At 62.8% G+C, this 13945-nt stretch carries 13 protein-coding genes; 4 read left to right on the top strand and 9 right to left on the bottom strand.

Annotated features, from left to right (window positions below):
- The first annotated feature begins 284 nt into the window (after window positions 1-284).
- Both ACZ9IL_RS18245 and ACZ9IL_RS18240 read left to right on the top strand, forming a co-directional pair.
- Window positions 285-689, top strand: coding sequence for a g-type lysozyme inhibitor (locus tag ACZ9IL_RS18245; RefSeq protein ID WP_476004739.1), 405 nt, complete (start codon window positions 285-287; stop codon window positions 687-689).
- Window positions 690-868: 179 nt separating this feature from the next.
- The gene (locus ACZ9IL_RS18240) at window positions 869-1351 is read left to right on the top strand and encodes a DM13 domain-containing protein (protein WP_476004738.1); all 483 of its coding nucleotides are present in this window, start codon (window positions 869-871) and stop codon (window positions 1349-1351) included.
- Between the two features lie 119 nt (window positions 1352-1470).
- On the opposite strand, the gene ACZ9IL_RS18235 is transcribed toward ACZ9IL_RS18240, so the two are convergent.
- A complete protein-coding gene (locus tag ACZ9IL_RS18235) occupies window positions 1471-2688 on the bottom strand; it encodes an aromatic amino acid transporter (RefSeq protein ID WP_476004737.1) in 1218 nt (405 codons plus the stop codon).
- 324 nt (window positions 2689-3012) lie between these two features.
- Between ACZ9IL_RS18235 and ACZ9IL_RS18230 the strand changes: the two genes are divergently transcribed.
- Complete coding sequence (locus ACZ9IL_RS18230) at window positions 3013-3396, top strand: TonB-dependent receptor (protein ID WP_476004736.1); 384 nt, start codon at window positions 3013-3015, stop codon at window positions 3394-3396.
- A gap of 53 nt (window positions 3397-3449) precedes the next feature.
- On the opposite strand, the gene ACZ9IL_RS18225 is transcribed toward ACZ9IL_RS18230, so the two are convergent.
- The 7 genes from ACZ9IL_RS18225 to norV form a co-directional block, all read right to left on the bottom strand.
- Entirely contained in the window at window positions 3450-4664 is a 1215-nt protein-coding gene (locus ACZ9IL_RS18225; protein ID WP_476004735.1) for an aromatic amino acid transporter, read from the bottom strand.
- 69 nt (window positions 4665-4733) lie between these two features.
- Window positions 4734-6200 carry a tryptophanase gene (gene tnaA / locus ACZ9IL_RS18220; protein WP_476004734.1) on the bottom strand — a complete coding sequence of 489 codons (1467 nt, stop codon included), beginning with the start codon at window positions 6198-6200 and terminating at the stop codon, window positions 4734-4736.
- Between the two features lie 201 nt (window positions 6201-6401).
- The gene (gene tnaC, locus ACZ9IL_RS18215; RefSeq protein ID WP_476005377.1) at window positions 6402-6473 is read right to left on the bottom strand and encodes a tryptophanase leader peptide; all 72 of its coding nucleotides are present in this window, start codon (window positions 6471-6473) and stop codon (window positions 6402-6404) included.
- Window positions 6474-6659: 186 nt separating this feature from the next.
- A complete protein-coding gene (locus tag ACZ9IL_RS18210) occupies window positions 6660-7871 on the bottom strand; it encodes a 4Fe-4S binding protein (RefSeq protein ID WP_476004733.1) in 1212 nt (403 codons plus the stop codon).
- 143 nt (window positions 7872-8014) lie between these two features.
- Window positions 8015-8353 (bottom strand): TehB family protein, encoded by a 339-nt coding sequence (locus ACZ9IL_RS18205; protein WP_476004732.1) that lies wholly within the window; start codon window positions 8351-8353, stop codon window positions 8015-8017.
- Window positions 8354-8405: 52 nt separating this feature from the next.
- Window positions 8406-9581, bottom strand: a complete 1176-nt coding sequence (gene norW, locus ACZ9IL_RS18200) for an NADH:flavorubredoxin reductase NorW (RefSeq protein WP_476004731.1) — start codon at window positions 9579-9581, stop codon at window positions 8406-8408.
- Window positions 9578-11059, bottom strand: coding sequence for an anaerobic nitric oxide reductase flavorubredoxin (norV, locus tag ACZ9IL_RS18195; protein WP_476004730.1), 1482 nt, complete (start codon window positions 11057-11059; stop codon window positions 9578-9580). Before norV ends, norW begins: the two co-directional genes overlap by 4 nt.
- 171 nt (window positions 11060-11230) lie before the next feature.
- Between norV and norR the strand changes: the two genes are divergently transcribed.
- A complete protein-coding gene (gene norR / locus ACZ9IL_RS18190) occupies window positions 11231-12763 on the top strand; it encodes a nitric oxide reductase transcriptional regulator NorR (protein WP_476004729.1) in 1533 nt (510 codons plus the stop codon).
- An 82-nt stretch (window positions 12764-12845) separates the two neighbouring features.
- On the opposite strand, the gene ACZ9IL_RS18185 is transcribed toward norR, so the two are convergent.
- Entirely contained in the window at window positions 12846-13850 is a 1005-nt protein-coding gene (locus ACZ9IL_RS18185) for a substrate-binding domain-containing protein (RefSeq protein ID WP_042642675.1), read from the bottom strand.
- Between the last annotated feature and the right edge of the window lie 95 nt (window positions 13851-13945).

Raw genomic sequence — 13945 nt, 5'->3', positions numbered from 1 at the left:
CCGCCGCACTGAGTTCGCTGCTTTGTAAACACAACGATGACAAATGCGCCCCGTGCACCAAGGGATCTTCTGCATAAAACCACATTGACGCTGTGTTTATCTGACCTGTAGCCAAAGAGCACCATGTCTGTCTGCGCAGACCCCAAATCTCGCAACATCCAGCGCTCGCGCCGTGGCATCGAGCGCCGGGGCGGGCCATCAATCCGATGGCATCCCATCACCATTCAGGCAACTCTTCCGCTCGAGGCCCCGTGCCAAGGGGCCCGACACAGGAGCAGTACACAATGAAAAAAGCAGTAGCGGCCACCTTGCTGGCCATGATGATGGCGGCCTCGGTTCAGGCGGCAGACAAGGTGACCACAGTGCCGGTGCAATTCGCCAAGGGAGCGCACAGCGCCAAGGTCGATGGCACCTTCTCCGGTTATGACAGCATCAACTACACCCTGGGCGCCAAGGCCGGGCAGACCATGACGGTCGACATCATCGGCAGCAACAATGCCAACTTCAACATCTTTGCGCCAGGCGACCTGCCCGGCCAGGCCGCGGCCCTGGGCAACGGCTACGTGGGCACCCAATGGCAAGGCACCCTGCCCAAGTCGGGCAAGTACCTGATCCAGGTCTACCAGATGCGCGCCACCGCCCGTAACGGCGCCAAGGTGCCCCATTCCCTGTCGGTCGGCATTCGATAACCGACGCCAATATTGCCTGTGTGATCAGCAAGAAGGAGCCCATGAGGCTCCTTCTTTACAAATGCCAACATGAAGTCCTTCTCGCGTACGCCAGCCCGGCGCCCTCGTATCAGGGGAGTGGGCACGACCCTCTCCCGCTGCTAGTGTGTTGGCATTAATTCATCGACGCGCGAGGCGTTATGCGACGCAAGACCCTGGCCCTGCTGCTGGCCACTCATCTACTGATCGGGGGAGCGGGCTTTATGGCTGGCATCTATGCCCTGCCGATCCTGATAGCCCCACCCGCCCCGAGTGGCGAGCAGGTTGCGGCCAGCCAGGCGCAGGCAACCTATCAAGGCACCTTCAAGCGGGACTTGAAAGACAGCGATCGGCTGCATTGGGGCGAGGGGCGGGTGAGCATAGGGCCGGACGCCATCAGCCTGATGGGCCAGCTGGCGCCTGGGCCCGACTATCAGCTCTATCTGTCGCCGAGCTTTGTGGAGACGGAGGCGGACTTCGCCCACCTGAAGCCGCAGATGGTACATATCGGGCCGGTGAAGACCTTCGACAACTTTATCGTCCCCCTGCCAAGCGATGTGAACCCGGCCGACTACAACAGCGTGATCATCTGGTGCGAGACCTTCGGACAATTCATTACCGCTGCCCAGTATCAAAACTACTGATCAGGCTGACTATCGGTGTGGCCAAGGCAGCATAAAGCATTAAAACCAACAAAAACGGCGCCCGCAGGCGCCGTTTTGCTATTCCCCCGACTCGACACGGGCGCTGAAAATCATCTTCTTCAGCCGGTATAGGCGGGCAGCCAACCCATCATGTTGAGCAGGTGGAAGGCGGCGGTCAGCACCCCGAACAGGATCACCAGGGCGATCATCAGCACCCCGCCCGGGGCACGGAAGCCCTCGCCCCTGTCACCCTTGGTCGAGCGCACCTTCCAGGCCAGCAGCGGCGGAATGATGCAAGTCCAGAGGGTTGCCACGGCGCCGGCGTAACCGATGGCGACCAGGAAGCCGAACGGGAACAGCAGGGAGAGCAGCAGTGGCGGCAGGAAGGTCAGGGCCCAGGACTTGGTGCGGCCGCTGCGGCCGTTGTCGAACTTGAACAGATCCGCCAGGTAGTCGAACACCCCGAGCCCCACCCCGATGAAGGAGGAGAGGATGGCCGCCATGGAAAAGGCGTTGAGGGCGCTCGCCACCGCCTTGGATTCGATCACCGAGCCCAGCGCGGTGAGCAGTGCATCCACGTTGCCACCCTGCTCGATCACCGGGCCGAACGCGCTGCGCGGCAGGTTGCCGAACACGCTGGCCAGCCAGATGAGGTAGAAGGCGAGCGCGATCACGGTGCCGCCGAGAATGGCGCGGCTGGCGCGACGCTCCTCACCGTAATAGGCACGCATGGACGACACCGAGTGGTGATAGCCGAAGGAGGTGAGCGCCACCGGCAGCATCACCAGGGCATAAGGGGCGTAGCTGTGCTCGGCGCCGAACCGATCCAGCAGCAGATCCAGACGGATGTTCATGGACATGCCCGAGATGCCGAAGGCAAAGCTCAGCCCCATCAGGATCACCAGCAGGATCGAGATGCGGTCCACCGCCCGGGTGGAGTGCCACACCACGAAGGAGAAGCCCAGGGTGAACAGCACCGATCCCCACTGGCTGCCGAGCCCGGTCATGCCTTCGATGATGAGGCCGGCCGAGGTGATGTAGGCGTAGAGCAGTATGCCGCCGACGAAATAGACGCTCAGATTGTTGAGGGCGTTGACCTTGCTCCCCAGCAGATCCCGGGTCACGGTATCGAAGGAGACGCGCAGGGGATAACCCCGATAGGATTCGAGCAGCATCCAGCCGGAGACCGTCATCACCACCATGGTCAGCGCCACCGCGAGCATGGACCAGAGCGCCCAGGCACCCGCGCCTGCACTCGGCAGCCCCAGCATGCCCGCTCCCACACAGACGCCGGCAATGATGCATGCCCCGCCCACCAACGATGGTTTATGTTCCATTTACTTCCCCAAAGACGATTGTTGATCTGGTCGCGACCGCGGACCGTTGCATTTGCTACGCCGGTTGTCATCGTAAGATCGCGCTCATCTGTACTCTCGGTGCCCAGCCGCTTGCTGCGGTGTCAACGAGGCAAGAGGTGGCTGAGGCTAGCTACCGATCCCAAGATGGCAGCAGGGCCGCCATTTTGGGGGTGTGACTTTACCCTGCTCACCCCCGGGTATCAAATGTTGACGTCATCCCTGTGGGGTTATTCCCCGCTGAGCCCCCGTCTGCGGGAAGCGCGGAACTACACTCAAGCAGGTTTTCACGGCAAGGAGCCACCCATGGACAGGAAGTTCGTCATCAGCGCCCTCTGCTATGCCCTGCTCGGCATGGTACTGGGCATCTATATGGCCGCCAGCAAGGATCACAGCCAGTACGTGACCCACGCCCACATCATGCTGGTCGGCTTCGTGGTCTCGTTTATCTATGCGCTCTGCCACCGGCTGTGGCTCGGCAACCCAAGCGGGCGGCTGGCCTGCGTCCAGTTTTACCTGCACCAGCTGGGGGCGCTGGTGATGTCGGCGGGGCTCTACCTGCTCTATGGCCGGCTGATGCCGCCGGAGCGGCTCGATCCCGTCCTCGCCCTCTCCTCCCTGGCGGTGCTGATCGCCATGGGGATCATGCTGGCGCTGTTTATGCGCCAACGATCACAGACGCAGCCATGAGAAAACGGCGCCCAAGGGCGCCGTTTTGTTGCGATGACAGTCATAGCTCCGCGTCATCCCGTGTAGACCGGCAGCATGCCCGCCATGGCCATCAAGTGGAAGATGGCGGTGAGCACCCCGAAGACGATGACCGCCAGCACCATGGGCTGGCCACCCGGCGCCTTGAACCCATTGTCCTCGCCCGCGACCTCCCGCGACTTCTTCGCCAGCAGGGCGGGGATGATGCAGGCCCAGACTGTCGCCGCCGCCCCGGCGTAACCGATGGCCACCACGAAACCGAACGGGAACAGCAGGGAGAGCACCAGGGGCGGCAGGAAGGTCACCGCCCAGGACTTGGTGCGGCCCTGCCGGCTGTTGTCGAACTTGAACAGATCCGCCAGGTAGTCGAACACCCCGAGCCCTACCCCGATAAAGGAGGAGAGGATGGCCGCCATGGAGAAGAGGTTGATGGCCTGGGACACCTGCCTGGATTCGATCACCGAGGCCAGCGCCTTGAGCAGTACGTCCACATCGCCACCTTGGGCAATGATGGGACCGAACGCGCTGCGCGGCAGGTTGCCGAAGATGCTCAGCAGCCACAGCAAATAGAGTACCAGCGCTATGATGGTGCCACCGAGGATCGCTTTTTTGGCCTTGCGCTCCTCACCGTAGTAGGCCCGCATCGAGGCCACGGAATGGTGATAGCCGAAAGAGGTCAGCGCCACCGGCAGCATGGCCAGGGCATAGGGGGCCTGGCTTATCTCCTCGGTGAGGGAGCGGAACAGCATGGCGGTGTCGATATTGGCGGCCAGGCCGGATACCCCGAACACGAAGCTCAACACCATGAAGATGATCAGCACCACCGAGATGCGATCCACTGCCCGGGTGGAATGCCAGACAAACCAAGAGAACACCAGCACGAACAGCACCGAGGCGAACTGGCTCCCTATGCCGAATAGACCGCTCAGGATCAGGCCTGAGGAGGTGATATAGGCATAGAGCAGAATACCACCGACGAAATAGACGGTCAGATTATTGAATATATTGACCTTGTGGCCGAGCAGATCCTTGGTAACCGAATTAAATGAGGCGGTTAGTTCATAACGCTTGAATGCTTCCAATAGCATCCAACCGGAGACCGTCATTATTATCATGGTGAGGATAATGGCCAAGAATGACCAGCTGGTCCAGGCGCCTGCCCCCGCACTCGGCAAGCCGAGCATGCCGGCGCCGACACAGACGCTGGCAATAATACAGGCCCCTCCCATCACGGATGGTTTGGTTGTCATGTTCAATCACTCCCCGACTTCACAAAGCTGTGAAAAAAAGGGCACAGATTAATCTGTGCCCCTGACTCGTTATGCTTCCATTAATTTTTTATTCTGTTTGCTGACAGGCTGGTTGCTCTGTTCGACCTCCTTCAGCCTGGCGGTGAAGTGGCGCAGCACCGCCGGCTCATAGAGGAAGTCGAGCCCCTTCACGTTTCTGGCGTTCTTCTTCACCTCGCCGAACGCCTCGATGACGAAGTCCATGTGGGTTTGGGTGTAAGTGGCGCGCGGTATGGTCAGGCGCAGCAGCTCCGCCGGGCAGGGATGCTGCTTGCCGGTGGCGGGGTCGCGCCCCAGCAGCAGGGAGCCTATCTCCACCGCCCGGATGCCGGCCACCTTGTAGAGCTCACACGCCAGCGCGTGGGCCGGGAACTGATCCGCCGGGATGTGCGGCAGCAGCTTGCCCGCATCCACGAAGGCCGCGTGGCCGCCGGCCTGCTGGCACACCACGCCGATAGCCTCCAGCCCGTTCACCAGGTACTGCACCTGACCGATGCGATAGGCCAGCCAGTCCTGGCGCATGCCGTCGCGCAGACCGACCGCCAGCCGCTCCATGGCGCCCCCTTCCAGGCCGCCGTAGGTCGGGAAGCCCTCCTGCACCACGCACAGGGTGCGGCACTCGGTGTAGACGTCCAGCATGCTGTCGTCCTTGAAGCAGAGCAGGCCGCCCATCTGCACCATGGCGTCCTTCTTGGCGGACATGGCGAGGCCGTCCGCGTACTTGTAAGACTCCATGGTGATCGCCTCTATGCTCCAGTCGGCGTAGCCGGGCTCGCGCTGCTGGATGAAGTAGGCGTTCTCGGCGAAGCGGGCCGAGTCCATGATCACCGGAATGTCGTACTTGCGGGCGATCTCATACACCGCCTTCAGGTTGGCGATGGAGACCGGCTGGCCGCCGGCCGAGTTGCAGGTGATGGTGCTGACGATATAGGGCACGTTGGCGGGGCCCGCTTCCAGGATGGCCTCCTCCAGCTTCACCAGATCGAAGTTGCCCTTGAAGTCGGCGGTGACTGAGGTATCGAACGCCTCCTTGGTGTAGACGTTCTTCGCCACGCAGCAGTTGATCTGGGTGTGGCCCTGGGTGGTGTCGAAGAAGTAGTTGGAGAGCGCCACCATCTTCTTGCGATCCAGCCCCTTCTCCTGCTCCCGCTTCTTGATCAGCACCGGAATGTAGATCTGCTCGGCACCGCGCCCCTGGTGGGTGGGGATGGTGAGCGCATAGCCGAAGATCTCCTGCACCGCCTGCTGCAGCGCGTAGTAGCTGCGGCTGCCGCTGTAGGCCTCGTCACCGCGCAGCATGGCGGCCTGCATGTTCTGGGTGATGGCGCCGGTGCCGCTGTCGGTCAGCAAGTCGATGAAGACGTCCTCGCTGTCCAGCAGGAAGGGGTTCATGCCCGCCCGGACGATGGCCTCGTCCCGGTAGGCTCTGGTGGTGCGCTTGACCGGCTCGATGACGCGAATACGGAACGGCTCGGGCAGATGCTTGAAGTTTTCCATAATATAAACACCCTATTTCAAATATTCAGGATGAGTCTCTCCCCCCGCCGAAAATAATCAGTTGGCAGATATTGAGGAATAAACTCGAATGCACGACGGCGCCTCGCCAAATAATAAGGCGAGCGAAAGTGCAGTTATTTCAGATCAGGAATTCTGGCGGGTACGTCACATCTCGATAAATGCGAAGACGCCGCGGGGATATTACAGCGGGAAGAAGAAGGCGATCTTGTGATCCAGGGTAAACCACTTGGGGGAAGCGATTTTGATAGCCATGTTGTTGCTCATCTGGTTGGAATTAACAACGCCGAATTAACGCCCTCATTATGGAGGGCGCCCCTTCATTATCAATTGCCAGATGAGATATTTGGGATGGCGCTAACAGTTTTATCGGAGCGCAATATATGGCTCACTCCCCCGTTAACGCCATTTAACCATCCATTCTTCCCTGCGGAGCCAGCCTCAATGGCTCAGCCAGGGCAGCTGTTGCAGCAACCAGTAACGCTGCTCCAGCGGGGTCTGGCTGACCCAGATATCGAGCAGGCCATAGGAGAGCAGCGGCAAGACCAGCAGCAGCAGACAGAGCAACCCCAGCAGCCATCGGGGGCTGAGTCTCTGAGTGGTCGTGCCGAGGTGCAACGCATCGGCCCGCTTGGGGCAGGCGGCCACGCAGCTCAGGCAGCTGGTGCATTCCAGACTGCGCACCGCGATCCGCTGGTGCACCTGGATGCGGGACGGGCAAGCCCGGCTGCACTTGTCACAATCGTGGCCCTGGCTGCGCAGGCAGCGGACCGGATCCCGGCGAATGCGCAGCGGGGTCAAGAGACCGAGCAGGGAAAACCAGGCGCCATAGGGACAGAGGTAGCGGCAGAACCCTTGCCGGAAGGCGACGGTGAGCAGCAGCACCCAGCCGAGGCAGAAGCCGGAGAGGAGGTTCAGGTTGAAGAAGAAGGCCCCCATCTTCATGTCCGCCGCCTGATGGTAGGGGCTGGTGAAGTAGCCGGGCAGGGCGGCGCTCGGCACCGCGATCAGCACGATAAACAGCAGGAAAGCCAGCACCAGAAACTTCTGGCCACGCAAGGCGAGATCCAGCCAGCGCGGCGCTGTCCAGTCCCCCGGCAACAGGCGGCTGCGCAGCCGATGCAGCCACTCCCCCACCAACCCGAGGGGGCAGAACCAGGAGCAGAACGCCCGCCCCAGCAGCAGGGCCGACAGGCTGAGCACCAGCACTATGATGGTCGCCGCCGGATGATGGGGATCCGTCAGTCCCTGAGTCAGCCAGGCCCGCAGCCCGAGCCCACCGGCGATGGGCAGGAAGCCGTCCACCACGTCCGGGCGCATCAGCCAGGGGGTCTGCCCCAGCTGCCAGATATAGACGCCGTACTGCACCGTCACCAGCCCCCAGCAGAACAGCAACAGGTGGCGGGTCCATCCCCGCAGCGACTGGCTGTTGATCTCGGCCAGCGCCGGCAAGGGCCGGATGCGATGCAGCAGGCCGAGGCCGCCGACCACCAGCCCCAGCGAGAGCCAGAGCACCGAGTCCGCCGCCACCAGCCAGGCGGCACCGGCAAGCACGAGGGAGAGAGTCCATGACCAACCGGATCGTCCCTGCCACAGCAGCAGGACCAGATAGACCAGGCCACAGGCCAGGGTCACGGCTTCGATCACACTCATTCTTCCCTCACGGCACTCATTCGGATCAGGGGCTCAGGGTAACCAACATCTGAGTTGATTAATTTGATCTGCATGGGCAATGGGGGTCATTCGTACCGATCAATCCCCCGGAGGCTCACCCCTTGCGGCTGTTGAACCTTATTTTATTTTCGGCTGTTGAACAGGGGCTGATCCGACGAACCCTGCTCGGCCCAGAAGTGGATGTTGAAGCGGGCATCCTCGGACAGCTCGACGCGGTGCCAGTACTGGGGCGGGCTGGTGGCAAACTGGCCGGCGTGGATCACCAGGGTCAGCTCAGGTTGCTCCGCCTGCTCGTTGGCAAAACCGTGGTAAGTGACGCTCCCCTCCATCACGCAGAGCTGGCCAAACACCCCGGCGGCGGTGTTGTGGTGGCTGAGCAGGGCGGCGGGCACGTTGGCGCGGGTAAAGAAGGGGGTGGAACGACGAACCACCCAGTGGGCTGGGATCAGTTGCATAGACATCAGTATTCTCCTCACAGGGCCGGGTCGTCCCGGCCTCAATCAATGACACACATCAACGGGGCAGCTGGCGCAGCAGCGGGAAGGCGGCACTCATCTGATCGCCCCCCACCACGAAGCCGCACAGCTCGCCATCTTCGCCCCGCGCCTCGGCCACCATGCCGTGGCGGTTCCAGCGGCACTGCCAGGCCAGATCCTCACCCCGGGTACGGCCCGCCAGCTGCAGCGGGTACAGCGGTGTCTTCACCTTCACCAGCATCGGCGGCAGGGCCAGCGGGGTCGGCGTGCCCAGCAGGGTCTTGGCCAGCGCGTTGGCCCCCAGCACTATGGGTTGCAGGAAGGGCAGCAGCTGTCCCCGCCACTCGACACAATCCCCCAGCGCGAAGATATGGGGATCGCTGGTCTGCAGGCAGTCATCAACCCGGATGCCGCGCCCGACCGCCAGACCCGCGGCCTGGGCCAGGCTCAGATTTGGCCGTAGCCCAATCGCGGCGATCACCAGATCCTGCTCACTGATGCGGCCGTCGCTGAGGGTAACCAGCAAGCCATCGCTTGGACGATCCGGATCCTGCGGGCCTAAACCGGCAATACCCTGTCCCAGCTGCAAGTTCACTCCCTGCTCACGCAGCGCCTGCTGCAATGGCTGGCTCAAGGCCGCCGGCAGCAGGGCGCCGAGGGGGCTGCCTGCCAAATCCACCAGCGTCACCTCTTTCCCGGCGCTCGCCATGTCCATCGCCAGCTCGCAGCCGATGAGCCCCGCCCCCAGCACCATGATGCGGCTAGCCTGCCGGATCTGCGTCTCGACGGCGGCATACTCCTGCTGGCTGTTGAGAGTCACCAGCCGCTCCGCACCCGGAACGGGCGGACGGGCCGCGCTGGCGCCGGTGGCCAGCACCAGCCTGCCGTAGGGGAAGGAGCCCTGAGCTGTCAGCACATGGCGGCTCGCCGGATCGATACCGAGCACCGGGCAATGGGGCAGCAGCGCGATGCGTTGCTGCTCGGCAAATTCGGCCCCGGAGAGCCGGGTCATGGCGGCAGCGTCGCAATCCCGGCTCACCACATGGCTCAAATCCGGCTTGTTGTACTCGTCACCCCCGTCGGCGGTGATGAGTCGGATCGGTTGTGTTGCATCCAGCTTGCGCAGGGTCTTGATCAGTTGCTGGGCGGCGAAGCCGCTGCCGATCACCACGATCTCATCGCTGTGCTGGATGGGGCTCATGGCTGCATTCATACGCAAGCCTCCACCGCGCAGGGTTCGAACACCTCCTTGCCGATGCCGCAGCCGGGGCAGAGGAAGCTGTCCGGCACCTGGGCCCAGCTCGTCCCCGGCGCCACCAGCTGATCCGGCTCGCCCAGTGCCGGGTCGTAGATCCACTGGCATACCACGCAGAGCATGCTCTGGTCATCGTCCAGCGCACTGTTAGCCGGAGTGGCGATGACCGGTGCCGGGGCCACTACGGGCGCGGTCACGGCTGCCGCTGTTGTGGTGATCGAGCGCGGTGCATCGAGGGGGTGCAACGCCCACTGGCGGGCAATCTGGCGGCCATGTTCACGGCATTCGGCCAGCGCCGAGCCGTCGGGTCGCCACTTGGTCTTGAGGGAGAGGCTGATGTCGAAGCCCGCGTCCATCAGCCGGGTCTGGATGCGGTCCACCGCGCCGCCGGTCCAGCCGTAGCTGCCGAAGGCCGAGGCGCGCTTGTTACGGAACCGCAGGCCGGTGATCTCCTCGAGCATGCCCGCCACCTTGGGCATCATGACGTTGTTCATGGTGGAGGAGCCCACCAGTATCCCCTTGGAGCGGAACACCTGGGTCAGGATCTCGTTCTTGTCGTGGCGGGCCACGTTGAAGATCTTCACCGCCACGCCCGGGTCCACCTCGTGGATACCCTGGGCGATGGCATCGGCCATCATGCGGGTGTTGTTGGACATGGAGTCGTAGAACAGGGTGATGCGATCTTCCTGATACTGATCCGCCCACTCCAGGTATTTGAGGATGATCTGGGTGGGATCCTCGCGCCAGACGATGCCGTGGGAGGTGGCCACCATGCTCACCGGCAGGTTGAAGCCCAGCACTTCCTTGATCTTGGCGGTCACCAGCGGGCTGAAGGGGGTGAGGATGTTGGCGTAGTAGCGCTGGCACTGCTCCATCAGCTCGGTCTGATCCACCTCGTCGTTAAACAGGTGCTCGTCGCAGTAGTGCTGACCGAAGGCGTCGTTGGAGAAGAGCACCGCATCCTCGGTCATGTAGGTCATCATGCTGTCGGGCCAGTGCAGCATGGGGGTCTCGATAAACACCAGTTGCTTGCCGTTGCCGATGTCCAGGCTGTCCCCTGTCTTGACCGGGTGGAAGTTCCACTCCGGGTGGTGGTGATGGCCGGTGATGGAGTCGATGGCGTTGTGGGTGCAGTAGATGGGGGTGCCGGGGATGCGGGCCATCAGCTCGGTCAGGGCGCCGGCGTGATCCTCCTCGGCGTGGTTGATCACCACGAAGTCGATGAGGCTGAGATCGATCTCGACCGCCAGGTTTTGCACGAACTCCCGGCTGAACTTGTGATCGACGGTGTCGATCAGCACGTTCTTCCCTTCGCGGATGAGGTAGCTGTTGTAGCTGGTGCCCTTGTGGGTCTTGTACTCGGTGCCGTGAAAGTCACGTACTTCCCAGTCCCGTTGGCCGACCCAGTGAATGTTGTTTTTAACGTGGATGCTCATCAAGTGGTTCCTCAGAATACAATAGCGAATGTGCGACTGAACCAGCTATTGCAGTTGACGTGCCAACTTGTAACTCATTGTTTTTACTTGACAACAACATCCATTATTGTCATTTAGACAGCCATTCTTTATAGTCAAAATCACAAACACACTGTCATTTGGACAATAATCGTGATCTCGACCGACAGCCTGGCGCGCATCGCCCTCGACCTGCAACTCGGCATCTCCCATCAGGACCGCTTTCACCGCCTGATCCAGAGCGTGCGCAGTCTGCTGCACTCGGACGCCTCGGCCCTGCTGCGCTACGAGGGGGGCCAGTTCATCCCGCTCGCCATCGACGGCCTGATGCAGGACGTGCTGGGCCGCCGCTTCGCGCTCAAGGATCACCCGCGCATGGAGGCCATCGCCCGGGCCGGCGACGTGGTGCGCTTCCCTGCCGACAGCAACCTGCCCGACCCCTATGACGGCCTGATCCCGGATCACGACGACTTCAGGGTGCACGCCTGCGTCGGCCTGCCGCTGTTCGCGGATCAGGCGCTGATCGGCGCCCTGACCATAGACGGCATGAATCCGACCCAGTTCGACGGCATCAGCGACGAGGAGCTGCGGCTGGTGGGGGCCCTGGCCGCCGCCGCCCTCAGCAACGCCCTGCTGCTGGAGCGGCTCGCCCGCCAGAGCAGCGAGCCGCTCGCCCCCGGCGCCCAGGCAGGGCCGGGCCAGCCGGAGATGATCGGCCACTCCCCCGCCATGGTTCAGTTGCGCCACGAGATAGCGGTGGTCGCCAGCTCCGAGTTGAACGTGCTGATCCTGGGGGAGACGGGGGTCGGCAAGGAACTGGTCGCCAAGGCGGTGCATCAGGGCTCGCCGCGCGCCAGCGCGCCGCTGGTCTACCTCAACTGCGCCGCCCTGCCGGAATCGGTGGCCGAAAGCGAGCTGTTCGGTCACGTGAAGGGGGCCTTCACCGGCGCCATCCACAACAGGGCGGGCAAGTTCGAGCTGGCGGACAAGGGCACCCTGTTTCTGGACGAGATCGGCGAGCTCTCGCTGCCACTGCAGGCCAAGCTGCTGCGGGTGCTGCAATACGGCGATCTGCAGCGGATCGGTGACGACACCCCGCTCAAGGTGAACGTGCGCATCCTGGCCGCCACCAACCGGGATCTGAAGCAGGCGGTGGTCGAAGGGCAATTCCGGGCCGATCTCTACCACCGCTTGAGCGTGTTTCCGATCCACGCCCCGGCGCTGCGGGAGCGGCCTGACGACATCCCGCTGCTTGCCGGTTATTTTTGCGAACGCTGCCGGGTCAGCCTGGGGCTGGAGCAACTGCGCATCCAGCCCCAGGCGTTGCAACAGCTCGGCCGCCATGACTGGCCGGGCAACGTGCGGGAGCTGGAGCACGCCATTCACAGAGCGGCCGTGCTGGCGCGGGCCGAGCAGGGCAACCAGGCCCCCACTCTCGCCAGTCACCACTTCAATCTGGCGGCCTGCCCCCTGCCCCCGTCCACCAGCCCCAGCGTGGCGCCAGTTGCCCCCTTGCCCGGTGGGCTCGGGCTGCGGGCCGCCACCGACGCCTTCCAGCTCGCCCTGATAGAGCAGGCCCTGACAACCCATGACGGCAACTGGGCCGCCACCGCCCGCGCCCTGGAGCTAGACAGCGGCAACCTGCACCGGCTCGCCAGGCGGCTCGGCCTCAAGGCTCGATGCTAGCGATACCCCCACAAACAAAAACCCCCTCCTGACGGAGGGGGTTTTTCGTTGCACCGGATGCGCCCTATCAGCGGCGCAGGGGTCAGCGCAGGGATTTGACCGAGCGGCGGACGATCAGCTCCGGCTGGACCGTCATGGACTCGACTTCCAGGGCCTTGTTGCGGATCCGGCTCACCAGATGCTGTACCGCCAGCAGGCCGAGCTCGGCCTTGGGATGACGGATGGTGGTGAGCGGCGGGCTGGAGAAGCGCGCCATCTCCACGTCGTCGTAGCCGATCATGGAGATGTCGTCAGGCACCTTGACCCCGGCCTCCCAGGCGGCGCAGATGGCACCGATCGCCATGGGATCGTCGAAGGCAAACACCGCGGTCGGGCGCGGGTTCAGGGCCAGGATGCGCTGCATGGCATCGAAGCCGCTCTGGCTCTCGTAGTCCCCCTCGAAGATCTGCTCGTCTTTCAGGGTCAGGCCATGTTCGCCCAGGGCATCGCGCACCCCGTCCAGTCGCTGCTGAGTGGTCGGCTTGGAGAGCTGGCCCGTGATGCAGACGATCTCTTTATGACCCTGCTCCAGCAGATGACGCACCGCCAGACGCGCGCCTATGCGGGCGTTGTCGTTGATCACGTTGGCGAAATCGCACTCTGTGCCCCAGTCCAGCACCACCTGTGGCACGTTCTTGTGGATGCGCAGCATGTCGCGCAGCGGGGTGTCGATGTCGGTCCCCAGCACCAGCAGGCCATCCACCCGCTTCTCCATCAGCATGCGCAGATAGTGCTGCTGACGGGGCGGCTGGTTCTCGGTGTTGCACAGGATCAGGCTGTAGCCCTGCTCGAAGCAGTAGGCTTCCACCCCCTGCACCACTTCCGCGAAGAAGGGGTTGGCACTGGTGGTCACCAGCATGCCGATGGTCTTGGTCGAATTTATCTTGAGGCTGCGCGCCACCGAGTTGGGCGCGTAGTTGAGTTCTGCCACCGCCTCAAGCACTTTTTGAGTCGCATCTTCGCTGACCCGACGGGTGTGATTGAGTACATGTGAGACGGTGGAGATGGATACGCCTGCACGGGAAGCGACATCCTTGATAGTGGCCATCTCTGTCTCCTGAAGATCAAAAGCGGAACAGTAGCAGATTTCCCGAATAAAGGCTTGGTTTTAACGGGCACTGCCAGCGAATTGTCAATGCTGGC

The sequence above is a fragment of the Aeromonas sp. TECH754 genome (genome assembly GCF_056279295.1).
Note: the sequence above shows the minus strand (reverse complement) of the source record. Positions and strands in the feature narration are given on the sequence as shown.

Bases quoted from the DNA above. Each gene is read 5' to 3' on its own strand.
- ACZ9IL_RS18245 (WP_476004739.1), top strand. From the start codon at position 285: ATGAAAAAAGCAGTAGCGGCCACCTTGCTGGCCATGATGATGGCGGCC.
- ACZ9IL_RS18205 (WP_476004732.1), bottom strand. From the start codon at position 8,353: ATGTCTATGCAACTGATCCCAGCCCACTGGGTGGTTCGTCGTTCCACC.
- ACZ9IL_RS18210 (WP_476004733.1), bottom strand. From the start codon at position 7,871: ATGAGTGTGATCGAAGCCGTGACCCTGGCCTGTGGCCTGGTCTATCTG.
- ACZ9IL_RS18230 (WP_476004736.1), top strand. From the start codon at position 3,013: ATGGACAGGAAGTTCGTCATCAGCGCCCTCTGCTATGCCCTGCTCGGC.
- ACZ9IL_RS18240 (WP_476004738.1), top strand. From the start codon at position 869: ATGCGACGCAAGACCCTGGCCCTGCTGCTGGCCACTCATCTACTGATC.
- ACZ9IL_RS18235 (WP_476004737.1), bottom strand. From the start codon at position 2,688: ATGGAACATAAACCATCGTTGGTGGGCGGGGCATGCATCATTGCCGGC.
- ACZ9IL_RS18185 (WP_042642675.1), bottom strand. From the start codon at position 13,850: ATGGCCACTATCAAGGATGTCGCTTCCCGTGCAGGCGTATCCATCTCC.
- norV (WP_476004730.1), bottom strand. From the start codon at position 11,059: ATGAGCATCCACGTTAAAAACAACATTCACTGGGTCGGCCAACGGGAC.
- ACZ9IL_RS18225 (WP_476004735.1), bottom strand. From the start codon at position 4,664: ATGACAACCAAACCATCCGTGATGGGAGGGGCCTGTATTATTGCCAGC.
- norW (WP_476004731.1), bottom strand. From the start codon at position 9,581: ATGAATGCAGCCATGAGCCCCATCCAGCACAGCGATGAGATCGTGGTG.
- tnaA (WP_476004734.1), bottom strand. From the start codon at position 6,200: ATGGAAAACTTCAAGCATCTGCCCGAGCCGTTCCGTATTCGCGTCATC.